This is a genomic window from Dyadobacter sp. CY345 (assembly GCF_021502725.1).
Lineage (GTDB): Bacteria > Bacteroidota > Bacteroidia > Cytophagales > Spirosomataceae > Dyadobacter.
The window spans coordinates 375,871-391,934 of sequence record NZ_JAKFFS010000004.1 but is presented as its reverse complement, the minus strand read 5'-3'; the positions used below and the strand labels follow the sequence as shown (position 1 = coordinate 391,934).

The 16,064-nt window shown below is 40.7% G+C and carries 11 protein-coding genes; 8 read left to right on the top strand and 3 right to left on the bottom strand.

Annotated features, from left to right (window positions below):
- Positions 1 to 122: 122 nt before the first annotated feature.
- The 6 genes from L0657_RS18970 (at position 123) to L0657_RS18945 (ending at position 10,094) form a co-directional block, all read left to right on the top strand.
- On the top strand, positions 123 to 1,940 hold the full coding sequence (locus tag L0657_RS18970; protein WP_235152327.1) for an ABC transporter ATP-binding protein: 1,818 nt from the start codon (positions 123 to 125) through the stop codon (positions 1,938 to 1,940).
- Complete coding sequence (locus L0657_RS18965; protein WP_235152326.1) at positions 1,940 to 3,745, top strand: MutS family DNA mismatch repair protein; 1,806 nt, start codon at positions 1,940 to 1,942, stop codon at positions 3,743 to 3,745. The genes L0657_RS18970 and L0657_RS18965 overlap by 1 nt, the downstream gene beginning before the upstream one ends.
- 204 nt (positions 3,746 to 3,949) lie before the next feature.
- On the top strand, positions 3,950 to 5,266 hold the full coding sequence (rseP, locus tag L0657_RS18960) for an RIP metalloprotease RseP (protein WP_235152325.1): 1,317 nt from the start codon (positions 3,950 to 3,952) through the stop codon (positions 5,264 to 5,266).
- Positions 5,244 to 5,831, top strand: coding sequence for a DUF6702 family protein (locus tag L0657_RS18955; RefSeq protein WP_235152324.1), 588 nt, complete (start codon positions 5,244 to 5,246; stop codon positions 5,829 to 5,831). The genes rseP and L0657_RS18955 overlap by 23 nt, the downstream gene beginning before the upstream one ends.
- A gap of 169 nt (positions 5,832 to 6,000) precedes the next feature.
- Positions 6,001 to 8,478: an endopeptidase La gene (lon, locus tag L0657_RS18950; protein WP_235152323.1), complete on the top strand. Its 2,478-nt coding sequence runs from the start codon at positions 6,001 to 6,003 to the stop codon at positions 8,476 to 8,478.
- Positions 8,479 to 8,603: 125 nt separating this feature from the next.
- Complete coding sequence (locus L0657_RS18945) at positions 8,604 to 10,094, top strand: tagaturonate reductase (protein ID WP_235152322.1); 1,491 nt, start codon at positions 8,604 to 8,606, stop codon at positions 10,092 to 10,094.
- 68 nt (positions 10,095 to 10,162) lie between these two features.
- Here the strand turns inward: L0657_RS18945 and L0657_RS18940 are convergent, their stop codons facing one another.
- From L0657_RS18940 to L0657_RS18930, 3 genes are all read right to left on the bottom strand, one after another.
- Positions 10,163 to 10,459, bottom strand: a complete 297-nt coding sequence (locus tag L0657_RS18940) for a hypothetical protein (protein ID WP_235152321.1) — start codon at positions 10,457 to 10,459, stop codon at positions 10,163 to 10,165.
- A gap of 75 nt (positions 10,460 to 10,534) precedes the next feature.
- Positions 10,535 to 11,254: a DUF3784 domain-containing protein gene (locus L0657_RS18935; RefSeq protein WP_235152320.1), complete on the bottom strand. Its 720-nt coding sequence runs from the start codon at positions 11,252 to 11,254 to the stop codon at positions 10,535 to 10,537.
- 111 nt (positions 11,255 to 11,365) lie between these two features.
- Entirely contained in the window at positions 11,366 to 12,766 is a 1,401-nt protein-coding gene (locus L0657_RS18930) for a S9 family peptidase (RefSeq protein WP_235152319.1), read from the bottom strand.
- Positions 12,767 to 12,933: 167 nt separating this feature from the next.
- On the opposite strand from L0657_RS18930, the gene L0657_RS28000 reads away from it, so the two are divergent.
- Positions 12,934 to 15,375, top strand: a complete 2,442-nt coding sequence (locus tag L0657_RS28000; RefSeq protein ID WP_304488740.1) for a helix-turn-helix domain-containing protein — start codon at positions 12,934 to 12,936, stop codon at positions 15,373 to 15,375.
- 57 nt (positions 15,376 to 15,432) lie between these two features.
- The gene (locus L0657_RS18910; RefSeq protein WP_235152318.1) at positions 15,433 to 16,014 is read left to right on the top strand and encodes a Uma2 family endonuclease; all 582 of its coding nucleotides are present in this window, start codon (positions 15,433 to 15,435) and stop codon (positions 16,012 to 16,014) included.
- The last annotated feature ends 50 nt before the right edge of the window (positions 16,015 to 16,064 follow it).

Here is a 16,064-nt window from a genome sequence, read left to right as displayed (position 1 = left end):
TATTCCGTACTTTTGCCATTCTGAATATAGATAAATGGTAATCAGTTGTTTGAGGTTAAAATCTCATGTTGAAGAATATTCAGGAATAAATTAAGTAAACGCGTGTCGAATTCCTTTTTGTAATGGCCAAAAGAAGAAATAGTGATGAAGGAGAAGGAGAATCTCCTTTTGCGGTAAGAAAAATTAGTTGGGAAGGACTCAAAAAAACATTCGCCCTTTTTCGTTACATACTTCCATATAAATGGATTTTCATCGTCGGGATGGTATTCCTGACACTTTCAACTTTTACTTCCCTTGCTTTTCCGAAACTTGTCGGAAGCATTGTTGAAGTTATTGAAGGTAAATCCAACTACACGATTAACCAGATAACCGGATTTTTAATCCTTGTTCTGGTCTTTCAATCCATATTTTCTTTCCTGCGAATATTTCTCTTTACCCGCGTGAGCGAAAGAGCAATGGCCGATTTGCGCCGTGATACGTATAGCAAAATCATTACGCTTCCCCTTGGATTTCTGGAACAACGCCGTGTTGGTGAGCTGACAAGCCGCGTAACTTCCGATGTTTCGCAGCTGGAAGGAGTTTTGTCATTTACGATTGCCGAGTTTTTCCGTCAGGTTGCTACGCTGGTCGTTGGGATCGCGATTATATCATATACTTCCTGGAAGCTGACATTGTTCATGATGGGTACTTTCCCCATTTTGGTCATTGCTGCTATGTTTTTTGGAAGATACATTCGTCGTCTTTCCAAAAAGGCGCAGGATGAATTAGCTGCGGCGAACGTAATCGTTGAAGAAACGCTTCAATCTGTTAATGTCGTAAAAGCATTTACGAATGAACATCTGGAAGTTAACCGTTATGAAACGGCTTTGGGACGTGTTGTAAAACTTGCACTTCACGCGGCAACCTTTCGCGGAGGATTTGTGTCGTTCATCATCTTCGCCATCTTCGGAGGTATCGTGGGTGTGATCTGGTTTGGAGCCGGACTGGTTCAATCAGGCGATATGTCGCTGTCAGACTTGTTTACATTTATTTTATATACAACATTTATTGGCGCTTCCATCGGCGGCATGGGCGACTTGTATGCCCAGATTAATAAAACGGTTGGTGCATCCGAAAGAATTTTCGAGCTGCTTCAGGAAACTTCTGAGGTCTCGGTTGAAGAATCTGCAAAAACCTCGGCAGTGCATATGGCCGGAGACATTTCCTATCAGAACGTACAGTTTTCGTACCCGTCAAGAGCTGATCTTCCTGTGTTGAAAGGAATTTCCTTTCATGTCAAAGCAGGAGAAAAAATCGCTTTGGTTGGGTATAGCGGTGCTGGAAAATCGACGATCATTCAATTGCTTATGCGGTTCTATGATCATCAGTCAGGAGATATTCTGATTGATGGAAAGTCAATAAATAGTTACGGAATTTCTGAGTTAAGGAAAAATATTGCGATCGTCCCGCAGGAAGTTATGCTTTTTGGAGGAACGATTTATGAGAATATAGCTTACGGAAAGCCATCAGCGACAAGAGAGGAAATTTTAGAGGCCGCCAAAAAGGCTTATGCCACGGAATTTATTGACACATTCCCTGAAAAATTTGATACGGTGGTTGGTGAGCGTGGTATTAAATTATCAGGCGGACAGCGTCAAAGAATAGCCATCGCCAGAGCAATTCTGAAAGACCCGAAAATTTTGATACTGGATGAAGCGACAAGTTCTCTGGACGCAGAATCAGAAAAACTTGTTCAGATAGCATTGAATGATCTGATGAAAAACCGTACGACGATCGTGATCGCACACCGCTTAGCAACCATCCGAATGGTCGATTCAATATACGTGATCAAAGAAGGCCAGATTGCGGAATCGGGTACGCATCAGGAATTATCGTTATTGAATAACGGCTTATATGCGAGCCTGATTAAATTACAATTCGAAACCGCTGAAAGCCATTGATGGATAATCAAAAGGAAATTAGGAACCCACACACATTTTTTGAAACTGAACTTCAAAAAGCAAAATTAGCAGAAACCGTTGCGCAGAAGCGTTTCAACTTGCTCGCAATTGGACGAATTACTGCTTTCCTTAGCATCTTTGGGACAGCATGGCTTTGGAATAATACCGGACAATCCAGTTGGGGAATTGGAACGGCCATTGCTACGATACTATTTCTGGCTTTAATGCGCCTTCAGCAAGCTGCCAAAACAAAACGTAACTTCCAACGCAATCTTCAGACGATCAACGATGATGAAATTGAGCGCCTTGTTTTCCGTTTTAAAAGAAAAGATACCGGAATTCATTTTCAGGAAAAAAATCATTCGTTTGCAACGGATCTGGATATTTTTGGCGACTACTCTTTATACCGTTTACTAAACCGGACAAGAACTTCGGAAGGTGCAAGAAGACTTGCAAACTGGCTAAAAAATCACGCACCATTGGAAGAAATCCTGATGCGCCAGGAAGCCGTTGAAGAATTTAAGATCAATCCAGAGCTCCGGCAATCCTGGGAAGCGACGGCGCTTTTACATGAGCACGCTGCCCAACAGGTTACTGCTTTTCGCGACTGGTCCACAGAAATATTACCAGATTCTTTGAAAAAATCGCTGAACTGGCGCTTTTTCCCATTGGTTACCCTGGCTATCGGAGGCTTGGTTTATGCGGGATTAATTCCTGCATGGCTATTGATTGTGAGCCTTGTCTGGCATCTGGTGATCCTTAAACGTTACCAGGAAGTTTTGCAAGGTCTGGTAAATCGCACCACTGCGCTGGGTTTCACACTGGCTGCTTATGCCGACTTGCTGGATATTGCTGACGCCGCCCCTTACCGTTCAAGATGGTGGAAACAACGCCAGACATTGATTCGCGGTTCTGCGCATTCTCTCAGAAAAGCCGGTGTTTTATTTGAAAGACTTGATTATAGAAATCACCCGTTTTTTGCCATTTTTATCGGGATTACCACCATGTGGGATATGCATTGTCTTGCTGGTCTTGAAAAATGGAAAACTGAAAATAAAGATCATTTGAACAGCTGGCTGGATGTGCTTGCAGACACAGAAGCAATGAATAGTCTGGCTGGAAATGCTTTTGCTTATCCGGAGCATACCATGCCGCAGGTAACCTGGCAAAAAGATGTTTACATAGAAACAACCCAAATGGGACATCCGCTTATTCCGAAAGAAAAACGGGTGAGCAATAATTTTAATATGAACGGATTGGGCCATACCATTTTGGTAACAGGCTCAAACATGTCTGGAAAAAGTACATTTTTGAGAACTATCGGTCTCAATCTGGTTCTGGCACAAATGGGAGCTGTTGTTTCTGCTGCAAAATTTTCGTGTGCGCCCGTTCGCGTGTTCAGCAGTATGCGTACCCAGGATTCTCTGGAAGAAAGCACTTCCTCTTTTTATGCCGAACTTAAACGTTTGCGCCAACTATTGGAACTGGCGGACGAAAAAACTGAATCTCCTGTTTTTTATCTTTTAGACGAAATTTTAAAAGGAACAAATTCAGCGGACCGCCACAAAGGCGCAGAAGCGTTGATTCGCCAATTGCACCAGAAGAATGCTGCCGGGCTAGTTTCGACACATGATCTGGAATTGGGAGAATGGGGAGCAAATGAAAATTACGTGCAAAATTTCCATTTCCGTTCAGACGTAGAAAACGGCCAGCTCAAATTTGATTACCATCTGCACCACGGCATTTGTAAATCGTTCAACGCTTCCGAATTAATGCGTATGATGGGTATTGATATAGAAGTGTAAATATGTGCCTAAGTACCGTTTGTAAAAGGTTTTTAAATGAAATTATCCTATTTACGTAACTTTACTGTTTGAGATTACGTTTATTTGTATTAGCAAGAAAAGTAAAAGTTTAATATTTGAAATCGTAAGTTGTAGATCACATAAGGTAGGCAGTTTATTTTTTCAATTTTCCATTATTTATTTTCAATTATTTCAAAGACCTGAATGGAAATCTTAATTATGGCCGGACAACTCATTTTGGGTTTGTCTATTTTGGTGGGATTGCATGAGTGGGGGCATATGTTTGCCGCTAAAATGTTTGGTATGCGTGTGGAAAAGTACTTTATCGGATTTCCTCCGAAAATATGGAGTATACAAAAAGGTGAAACAGAATATGGAATTGGCGCTATTCCACTGGGTGGATTTGTGAAAATATCGGGTATGATTGACGAGTCAATGGATACCGAAGCTATGAACAAAGAGCCTCAGCCATGGGAATTCCGTTCGAAACCAGCCTGGCAGCGACTGATAGTAATGCTTGGCGGTATTATCGTAAACGTTATTGTCGGTGTATTTATCTTTATCGTTATTGCTTACAAGGACGGCGAAAAGGTTCTTTCGAAAGAAGAAGTGAATAAATACGGTATTGTGGCAGGTGATCTTGCGAAACAGATTGGTCTGAAAACAGGAGATAAAATTGTTAAGGTCAACGGAAAATCTTTTACAGATTTCAATGATGTTATTGGCTCAGATGTATTTTTAGGCAGTAATAGTTCGTACACCGTAAACCGTAATGGACAGGAAATTGATATCGATATACCTAACAACTTTATCGAAAAACTATCAGATCCGGAAGAGAAAGGAAATTTCATTGGACCTGCAAGACCTTTTAAAATTGCAGAATTAGCCCCAGGCGAGCCAGCTGAAAAAGCCGGACTGGAAGTAGGCGACAAGATCGTGGCTATCAATGGCGCTCCAATTAACTTTTATCACGAATTACAAGCTCAGCTCCCAAGCCTGAAAAACCAGACTGCAAAATTTGTTATACTAAGGGATGGCAAACAGGAAGATGTAAATGTCAAAGTTTCGGCGGAAGGTACTATTGGTATAGGCATTGAAAGTCTTCTTTCGTTCACAACCGTGAATTATACATTGGGCCAGGCAATGGCTAAAGGTACGGAAAATGCTTTCGCCGTAGTTTTCAATAATGTTAAAGGTTTTGGTAAAATATTCCGTGGTGAGGTTTCGGCTTCAAAAGCATTAAGCGGTCCGATTGGTATTGCGCGAATGTTTGGCGGAGTTTGGGATTGGAGCCGTTTCTGGTATTTGACAGGGCTTCTTTCCATGGTTTTGGCATTTATGAATGCTTTACCAATTCCGGCACTTGATGGAGGTCACGCTGTAATTCTTTCCTATGAAATTATTTCAGGCCGTAAACCGTCAGATGCTTTTCTTGAAAATGCCCAAAAAGTGGGAATGGTATTATTGCTTGGCCTAATGGCATTCGCAATTTTCAACGATGTTTGGAAAGCTGTTTTCTAAAAATATTCCTAACCGGTCTCTCAAACAGAGGCCGGTTGTTTTAACAAATTTTACATCTTCTTATACGTTTGCATTGAAGATATTTTTTCTGCCATTTCTGATTGTTATCTTTTGTTTGTCAAGCGCGTTTGCTCCAAAACATGAATATCATGTAAGCGTTACGCAAATGCAATACGACAAACCTGGAAAATCTTTTCAAATCAGTATCCGTATTTTTACAGACGATCTTGAAAAGGGAATTTCAGAAGACAACAACAAAAAGATCTTTACGATCAAGAATAACGATCTGAATAATCCATTCGTTGAGCGGTACATCCGCAAACATTTTATTCTGACCAACGCGCAGAAAAAAGCAGAAGTCCAGTATCTTGGCAAAGAAGAAGAAGCCGACGCAACCTGGGTATACCTGGAAATTCCTTTCACTGATAATCCTGTCGGATGGAAACTTCAGAACAGCATTTTAATGGATGTATTTGACGATCAAGTCAATATGACCAACGTAAAATCCCTGGCAGGCCCGAAAACTTTTTTATTTAAAAAAGGACAAACAGTACAATCACTTTAAGCGAGTTACTTGCAGAACGGCCTGACAATAATTACATTGGCACGGCTATTTTGTTTTTGTTTTCCCTTTCTTTTGAAAGTCATTATTTATAAATTAGGAAAAGATTATCTGTCATTATGACAGAATGCCTATGAAATTTGAACCTTCTGACCTCTATAGTCGGCTACTCATGTCCGATTCGGATTTAGATAGCCTTGAAATTGTCCCCCTTGGTGGTCCTGAGGGCTCCGATGAACCATTTGAAGTACCTAATGAGCTTGCCATTTTGCCAATCAGGCAAACTGTACTTTTCCCGGGTATGGTAATTCCGGTTACCGTAGTACGCCAGAAAGCTATTCGTCTAGTAAAGAAAATATATCGGAATTCGGATATCAACATGCGGATTCTGGGTGCTGTCACGCAGGCAAAACCTAATAAAGAAGATCCTACGGCGGATGATCTGCATAAGATCGGGACGGTTGCGCATATCCTCAAAATGATCACATTGCCAGATGGCAACGTTACAATCATCGTTCAGGGGCGTCAGCGTTTTGAGATCAAAAAGATTTTAAGCGAAGACCCATACCTGACTGCTGAGGTAGAAGCTATTGAAGACTCCTTCGTTGCTCCTACCAAAAAAGAATCGAAAGCGCTGTTACAATCGCTTCGCGACGGTGCGCACAAGATTATGCGCCTGAATCCGGAAATTCCTCAGGAGGCAAGAATTGCACTTGATAATATTGAAAGTCCGGTTTTTCTGATTCATTTCCTGTCTTCAAATATTAATGTTGAAGTAGCCGATAAACAAAGATTGCTGGAAGAAAGAAACGGGCATAAACAAGCGACACTTTTGCTTCAGTATATGATGCGGGAGATCGAAATGCTTGAATTGAAACGTGAAATTCAGTCGAAAGCAAGTTCTGATATCGATCAGCAACAACGTGATTATTATCTGCGTCAGCAAATTAAAGTTTTGCATGATGAGTTAGGAATCGATAGTCCGGAGCGCGATATGGATGATATCCGTGCGAAAGCCAGCCAGAAAAAATGGTCGGATACGGTCCGTTTACATTTTGACAAGGAACTTGCCAAATTGCAACGCATTAACCCGATGGCCCCAGAATATCCGGTAACCTTAAATTATCTGGAAACGCTGGTTGACTTGCCTTGGGGTGAGTATACAAAAGACAATTTTGATCTTGTCCGTGCGCAAAAAGTGCTGGATGCTGATCACTTCGGTTTAGAAAAAGTAAAGGAACGGATTATTGAATACCTGGCGGTTTTGAAACTGAAAGGTAATTTGAAAGCCCCAATTCTTTGTTTGTATGGTCCTCCCGGCGTAGGTAAAACTTCTTTGGGAAAATCCATTGCGAAATCTTTGAACCGTGAATATATCCGCATGGCGCTCGGTGGTGTGCATGATGAAGCTGAAATACGCGGACATCGTAAAACCTATATCGGCGCAATGCCAGGTAAAATTGTCCAGAATATCAAAAAAGCGGGTTCTGCAAATCCGGTTTTTATTCTTGATGAAATTGATAAAGTAAGCTCCGATTACCGCGGCGATCCTGCTTCTGCACTGCTGGAAGTTTTGGATCCGGAACAAAATTCTTCTTTCACAGATAATTATCTTGAAGTTGAATATGACCTTTCGCGCGTACTATTTGTAGCAACGGCCAATGCACTGGATACTATCCATCCGGCACTTCGCGACCGTATGGAAATTATCGAGATGACGGGTTATACAATTGAAGAAAAATTGCAGATCGCGAAACGTTATCTTGTGCCAAAACAGCGTAAGGATCACGGTTTGAAAGCAACGGACATTAAATTTGACGATGCGGCACTTCTTCGCGTGATCGAAGGATATACCCGGGAATCAGGTGTACGTAATCTTGAACAAAAAGTAGGAACGCTTGTCCGTAAAATTGCGAAATCAGTTGCGATGGATCAGGAATATCCTAAGACAATCAAGATTGAACACGTTGAAAAATTCCTTGGTGCCGAAATTTTTGATAAAGATCTGTATCAGGATAACGATTTTGCAGGTGTGGTTACGGGCCTTGCGTGGACATCCGTTGGTGGTGAAATTCTATTCATCGAAACAAGTTTAAGTCGCGGAAAAGGTGGTTTGACACTTTCAGGACAGCTTGGCGATGTGATGAAGGAATCGGCCATCACGGCACTTTCTTATCTGAAAGCGCATTCCGACGAATTGGATATCGATTACCGCATATTTAACCACTACGATTTGCACGTGCACGTTCCTGCCGGAGCGGTTCCGAAAGATGGTCCTTCGGCTGGTATCACGATGGTAACGTCGATGGCTTCTATTTTTACGCAGCGTCGTATCCGTCCGTTCCTGGCCATGACAGGTGAAATTACGCTTCGTGGAAAAGTACTTCCTGTTGGCGGGATTAAAGAAAAAATTCTTGCTGCGAGAAGAGCTGGTGTGAAAGAGATTATCATGTGCGTGAAAAACCGCAAGGATGTTGAAGAAGTACCGGCAAACTATATCCAGGATTTGAAATTCCATTATGTGGATAAAGTTGATGAAGTGCTGGCTATTGCGCTTCTACCGGAAAAAGTGAACAAAGCAACAACTTTCGTTTTTCCTGATGAAAAGAAAGAGAAAGAAGAAAGCGGCTTTGTAACATTGAATGCTTAAAACAACTTTTCGCGATCTTATAGTTCTGAAATTATATAGTAAAAGAGGCATCCAAACGGTGCCTCTTTTTTTAGGGGTTTAATTCAAGAAACAACGTCATACTAACGAACAAGAAACTTATAAAAATGACTGCACCACAGCTTTCTCCCGAACTGATTGAAATAAGACCTGAATTATATCCTGACCATAAAAAACTGCTCGCTTTACCTGAAAAGATCATCCAGTTTGGTACCGGCGTTTTATTACGCGGCCTCCCCGACTTTTTCGTGAATAAAGCGAATCAGCAGAATATATTTAATGGACGTATTGTTGTTGTAAAATCAACTTCACAGGGTGGCGTTGACGCTTTTGGAACTCAGAAAAATATTTTTTCCCACAGTATTCGTGGTATCGAAAATGGAAAGCAGGTTGATGAGACGGTTATAAACAGTGCGATCAGCAGGACGCTTTCCGCGAGCAATCACTGGGCTGAGATTCTTGAATGCGCTCATAATCCTGAAATGCAGATTGCGATTTCGAATACAACCGAAGTCGGAATTCAGTTTGTTGAAGATAATTTAGAAGCTTCTCCTCCCGTTTCTTTTCCTGGAAAACTTACCGCCTTTTTGTTTGAACGCTTCAAAGCATTTTCAGGCTCGGCAGAATCCGGAATGGTCATCGTTCCGACTGAACTGATTGTTGGCAACGGTACTAAACTTCGTGAAATCGTTCTGAAACAAGCTGAACAGCATGCTTTGGGTGCTGATTTTATTAGTTGGCTGGAAAAACATAACCATTTCTGTAATTCTCTGGTTGACCGTATTGTTCCGGGAAAACCGGACGCGGAAACGGTTACTGAATTAAGGGAAAAGTCCGGTTATAAAGATGATTTGTTGATCGTTTCAGAGGTTTATAGTTTATGGGCGATAGAAGGCGGCGACCAAGTAAAATCGGTATTAAGTTTTGCCCAGGCAGACAAAGGTGTGGTGATCGAACCAAACATTGATCTTTTCCGCGAATTAAAATTACGCCTGCTGAACGGTACGCATACTCTTGCTTCGGGTTTATGTTTTTTAAGCGGACTTAATACCGTCCGGGAAAGTATGGAAAACCCGGAAACCGCTGATTTCATTGCGGGTGTGATGTTGAAAGAATTAGCGCCTGCAATCCCTTATGATGTTGATCCGGCACGTGCGCAGGAATTCGGAAATCAGGTTTTGGACCGGTTCAGAAATCCATTCATTCGTCATCAATTAATTGATATCACCGTTCAGTATACTGCTAAAATGAAAATGCGTAATATTCCTACGCTGTTAAATCATTATCAACAATCCAGTGAAGTTCCGGCGCTTTTTGCCAAAGGATTCGCTGCATTTCTACTATTCATGAAGCCTGTGCAACTGGTTGAAGGAATTTATTCCGGTGATAGAAACGGTGAATTATATCCAATCCGCTGTGATTCTGCAGCTTATTTCGCAGAAAAATGGGAAAATGCAAAGTCTCCAACCGAGCTCGTTAACGCAGTATTAAGTGATCAAAATTTATGGGGAGCTGATCTTTCTGCACTCTCAGGATTTAACGATGCTGTTACCGAAAATTTAAAATTACTTTCAAAAAAAGAGACGATTATAAATTAAATTTTCTTTTTCTCAGATAAAACGATCCCGTCAATTATTCTGAAGGGGTCGTTTTTTGTTGGAGAACATTACGTTGTAGCTCTTGTCTGATATGCCTGATCTTTAATTAATTTCAGATGGTTTAGCTCAGGAACCGCAATCAAACAGTCGGATGGAATTACGCCGCGTGTGATCCAGTTATGTACTCTGGCGATTGCCAGGCCATTATTTTTTGCATAATCCGAAGTCGTGATCCATTCAGATAAATGATATTCTTTATCTGCGATAATGAGTTTACTTTTAGTAATCTCGGTCATCATTTTTTCAAGTTTGTCAAAACGTTCATCGAGTTCCGTTAATGACATTTTCTTTCGGTTAGTGCTCATATTGATCAGTGTGTGTTTAGCAAACATAACAACGGTGTAGTTTATACACAATATATTTTGCAAAATAATAATCAATTAAGGCTTCTTCCATTTCTCAATCCTGCCCATTAAATCCTCCGAAGACTGAATAGTTGAGCTAAAATATATTTCCCCTTCCCCGGTATTAAGCATAAGAAACGGCTTTTCAGTATTATTGACAATTAGTTTTACTGTTTTCCCGTCTTTCGTCCTGAAATCTCCTTTCCTGAAATCACCCGCAGAAAAGCCGTTTGACCGGATTTTTATTTCCGGTAATTCAGAAACCAGCTTTGTTCCAAGGATTTTATCCCGATCAATTTTCTCGCCATACATTCCCGTAATTTCGAGATTATCAGCGTTTAACTGAATTTCGCTATTCTTCAACCCATTGAAAAACAAGTATCCCACACCACCTACTGCAAAAATCAAAACAGCAACAACGATCACATTTCCAACTTTTTGATTTTTAACTTCTGAAAAATATTTTTGGCTTTTTACAATGAAATAGAGGTAGGCCAGCAACGGATACATACCAAGAAAAACCCCAGCCAGGTTTTTATCAACCATCTCCAACAGCAGCATCCCTGCTAAAACAGACAAACCTAAAAACAAATGGAATTGCTTATAAAATTTCAGATATGCGTCAATATCGACGAAAGCTCTCTGCGCTTCTGACATGGTATTGTAACCGGAAAGAATGAATTTGGCATTACTTTTTGTAACAATAAAAGCCATCGAGCTAAATACTACTGAAAGGATGAGGGCGGGAATCAGCATTTTTCTAGTATATCAATTAAAATTTCCAGAACATTTTGCCAACAGAAAAATACAAAAATCCCGGATTTTACACAAAATAAAATCCGGGATAAAATGTACGATCGGGAACAATTACTTAACACTCTGACCAATCCAGTTTGTTATTTCAGTCAAAGCGGCTGGTGAAAAAGTCTGCTCTATTGTTGCATACTCACTTGGCGCGCCGGTCTTGCTTTCCTGAAAAAGATGGTTCAAATTTGGTAATTCCTTTGTTGTGAAACTTTTGTTTCCCCCTTTTTCAAGTGCAATTTTAATGGCTTCAAGATTTTCTTGGGGTGGTACCTGTAAATCCTTTTCACCATTTAAAGCTAATACCGGGCATTTTACCTTTTCCAGCGCCTTGGCCGGGTCATAAGTCATGAAAAACTGAGTCCATGGAGATACAATTGAATTGACCATTCTGGAAATTACCGCCTCCATGTCACTATCAGAAAGTTTCTGGTCTGCTGGTGCATTGTTATGATCTTCTTCCAAAAGTACTTTAATCTGCTTTTTTGTCTCAGCAAGATCTAATTTTTGTTTTAAAACTGCATAAATCTTTTTGTTCATCTGCTCTGATTTATCCAGGGCTTGATCCGGCATACCACCAGCCTTTCCAAGCAGACGATTTTGTTTAGTCATTATCTGATCCCCGGGAATTCCTGGCCCTGCAAGCAAAATGATAAAAGCTACATCCTTAGAATCCGCTGCGACCATCGGGGCGATCAGTCCACCCTCACTATGGCCGATTAAGCCAATCTTTTTTAGATTAATTTCCTTTCTTGTTTTTAAATAAGATATGGCGGATTCTACGTCAGTCGCAAAGTTTTCGGAAGTCGCCACATTAAAATCTCCGGTCGACTGCCCTGCTCCACGGTCATCATATCTTAAAACAGCTATCCCGTTTTTGGTTAAATGATCTGCGATGACCAGAAATGGTTTATGCCCCGCAATTTCTTCGTCCCGGTTTTGAGGACCGCTGCCAGAAATTAGAATTACAACCGGAAAATTTCCCGTTTTTGAAGGCAAACTGAGCGTACCGGCCAGCGTAATTTTCTCCTTTTGATTTTCAAATTTAACGTCCTCAGTATAGTATGCATAAGGCTTAGCCGGCTCTTGCGGACGTAGAACTTTGGGACCTTCCAGAACTTCGCGGCCGAGCTCCAATGGGTATGTCATGCCATTTTGTTTGAACATACCTTTAATTCTATTTCCAGCGTCCAGTGTTCCCTGATATTCCGCATTGATATTGGAAAAAGTAGTAGTCAAAGTCATATTGGAATATTCCACGCCGCTGGCCGGAATTCCCTTTGCACCCTGATCCGGGCTGTCTAATGTTGCTGTGTAGGTATTGTTGTTTTTGGTTAAATTAAGTACCAGTCTCAGTTGAGCACCCGGAAGTATCAGGACTCCATACCACTGTCCGGAAATATCTTGAGCACGTGCGACAAAAGATATGAGTAAAAGGAATGTAAATAGTAATGTGTTTTTCATTGTGATATATTTGTGAAGCGTAAAATGATTTGTCACCGGGATACTACGGCATGCAAAAAACCAAAAAGATCGCGGAAAACAAATAAAAAATGGATGAGCGGAAAGTCTGTTTCCAACATTTACTTTATCAACCGAAAGCAAAATTCTGCGGTAAATAACCCACTGTCATGGAGCAAAACACACAACTGGAATTAGCGGCTCAATTCGTTCATTATACCAATAAAAATATTTTCCTGACTGGGAAAGCCGGAACTGGAAAAACCACTTTTTTACATAATCTCAAAAAGACTTTAAGTAAAAGAATGGCGATTGTGGCGCCGACCGGCGTGGCAGCCATAAACGCTGGCGGAGTTACCATCCATTCTTTTTTTCAACTTCCCTTCGGCCCGTATATTCCTGAAAGTAATACAAACGAACAACGATATAGCCGCTTCAATACTGAGAAAATCAACCTGATCAAAGGACTTGATCTGCTGGTAATTGATGAGATAAGTATGGTCCGGGCAGATACTTTGGATGGGATTGATGAGGTTTTAAGAAGATACAAAGACAGAGGAAAACCTTTTGGCGGTACACAACTACTGATGATTGGTGATTTACATCAGCTTTCGCCCGTTGTAAGAGATCAGGAATGGAGTATGCTTAAACCTTACTACGATACTTTTTATTTTTTTAGTAGTAATGCTTTAAAACAAACGGCACCGGTACGCATAGAATTAAAACATATTTACCGCCAGTCAGATACTTTTTTTATTGATATATTAAACCGAATCCGTGAAAATAATCTGGATAAGGCGACTTTGGAGGCTTTAAACCAGCGTTATATACCGAACTTCAAACCTGCTGATGACGAGGGATATATTACGCTTACTTCCCATAACCAGTCTGCCCAAGAGATTAATATCAGTAAACTTGCCGATCTGAAAGGAAAATCAAGATTTTTTGAGGCCAGGGTTGTTGATAACTTTGTCAAAGAAACATTTCCAACCGAACAAAGTCTGGAGCTGAAAATCGGTGCTCAGGTGATGTTTGTTAAAAATGATTCGTCGCGGGATAAGTTGTATTACAATGGGAAGATCGGAACGATTACACGTTTTGAAGATGATACGATTTATGTAAAATGCAAAGGAGATTATACCGAGATTGACGTCCATAAGGCTGAATGGCAGAATATTAAATATGCACTGAATCCACAGACGAAAGAAATTGATGAGCAGGTTATCGGCAGTTTCACTCAATATCCGCTTAAACTGGCCTGGGCGATAACCATTCATAAAAGTCAGGGATTAACTTTTGAAAAGGCGATTATCGACGCCAATAATTCATTTGCTCACGGCCAGGTTTACGTTGCACTTAGCCGCTGCAAAAGTTTTGAGGGAATGGTTTTGCGAACACCAATTTCTCTAAACAGTGTAAAAACCGACGGAACTGTCGCTGCTTATGTTAAAGAAGCGAGCGCAAACGAACCGGATACGGATCAACTAACCGACTCAAAAATTGTTTTCCAACGATCGCTACTGTTAGAATTATTTGATTTCAGCGAGGTGAAAAATGCCGCTTTCAGGCTCAATCGGGTGTTGGACGAGCATGAGAATATTATCAATAAATCGGCCAACACGACAATGAAACTGATTAAGGCTGCGGCGGATCAGGAAATCTTCAATGTTGCAGACAAATTCAGAAATCAGTTGAACCAGTTTTTTGCAGAGCCAGGTTTGCCGGAAGACAATGAAGTTTTATGCGATCGTGTACAAAAAGGGGCTGTCTACTTTTTTGATAAAATTGATCAGTCAATATATCAGGAAAGCAGATCTATTGATATTGAAACTGACAATACTGCCGTAAAAAAGATGGCGGATCAGGCGCTGGAAAACTTCCAGAAAGCTATTTTCATGAAACGTGCCGTGATGCTGGCAAGTAAGGAGACATTCAATACTTCTCATTATCTGAGAGCCAAGTCGAATGCTGAAATTGATTTTAAGGTAAGTACAAAAAGTCCTGTTGCGGCTAAAACAGCGACACCGGTTTCAAAAGACATTCCAAATCCTGAGCTTTATAAAACGATAAAAAACTGGCGGAACAATGTTGCTACGGAACATGATGTTTTTGTCTACATGATTTTACCTCAGAAAGCCATGGAGGAATTGGTTAAAAAGCTGCCAACTTCTTTGCCGGAACTTGAAAGTGTAAAAGGTATTGGTAAAGCAAAAGTGAAACAGTTCGGAAAAGAATTGGTCGAAATGGTTATTGCTTACTGCGAACAAAACCAGATTGATAAGGGAACCATAGAGATTCCGCTTAAAAAGGAAAAAGTTGAGAGCAGGAAAATCAGTTTTGATATGTTTCACGAAGGGAAGAATATTGAGGAAATTGCGGAAGAAAGAGGTTATGGAGTTGCAACAATTGAAATACACCTGGCACACTATATCGGAACGGGAGAGCTGGAAATTTTTGATATCTTCCCGAAAGAAAAAATAAATAAGGTCATCGATTATTTTATCGAAAATAAGCAAGTAACCCTGAATGAAGCAAAAGCAGCCTTACCGGATGACGTCACCTATGCAGAATTACGCGCGGCATTGAAACATCTGGAATTTTTGGGAGCCTAAGGATTTAGTGATAGTGAGGCACATTTATTATATTTGATAAAACAAAAAAAGACGGTTATGATCATTCCATTGAATATTCCGGCCCTTGGATCTTTTACAGATGATGAATTGGTTGCATTTAGCGTCGCCAATCCCGATCTGTTTGTAGAACGTGATGAACAAGGTCAATTATTCATAAATATGACACCAACTTTTGCGCTAAGCAGCTCTAACAACAGTGAGCTTATCACTGAATTAGGACTTTGGAATAGAAGAAAAAAACTTGGAAAAGTATTGGAATCGAACGGTGGTTTCTTTTTGTCAGATTCCTCGATGCGTGTTCCCGACGCTGCCTGGATCAGAATTGAACGCTGGAATGCACTTTCCATGTCTGAGAAAAAATCTTTCCCGTATCTAGTTCCCGACTTTATTATTGAGTTAAAATCAGAAACGGATAGCTTGATGGATCTGAAAGCGAAGATGCAAAAATGGATCGATAACGGGGTCAGACTTGCCTGGCTTGTTTCCACCGAAAAGCAGATTACATATGTTTATCAGCCTGGGAAGGAAATCATGACATATTCTTTCGACGAAGTTTTAACTGGTGATGATGTACTTGAAGATTTTTCGGTAAGATTGAGCGATATTCTTGAATACTAATCTGACCATTTCTTTGCTCCGCTCTAAAAACAAAAGCTCAACAGACGATA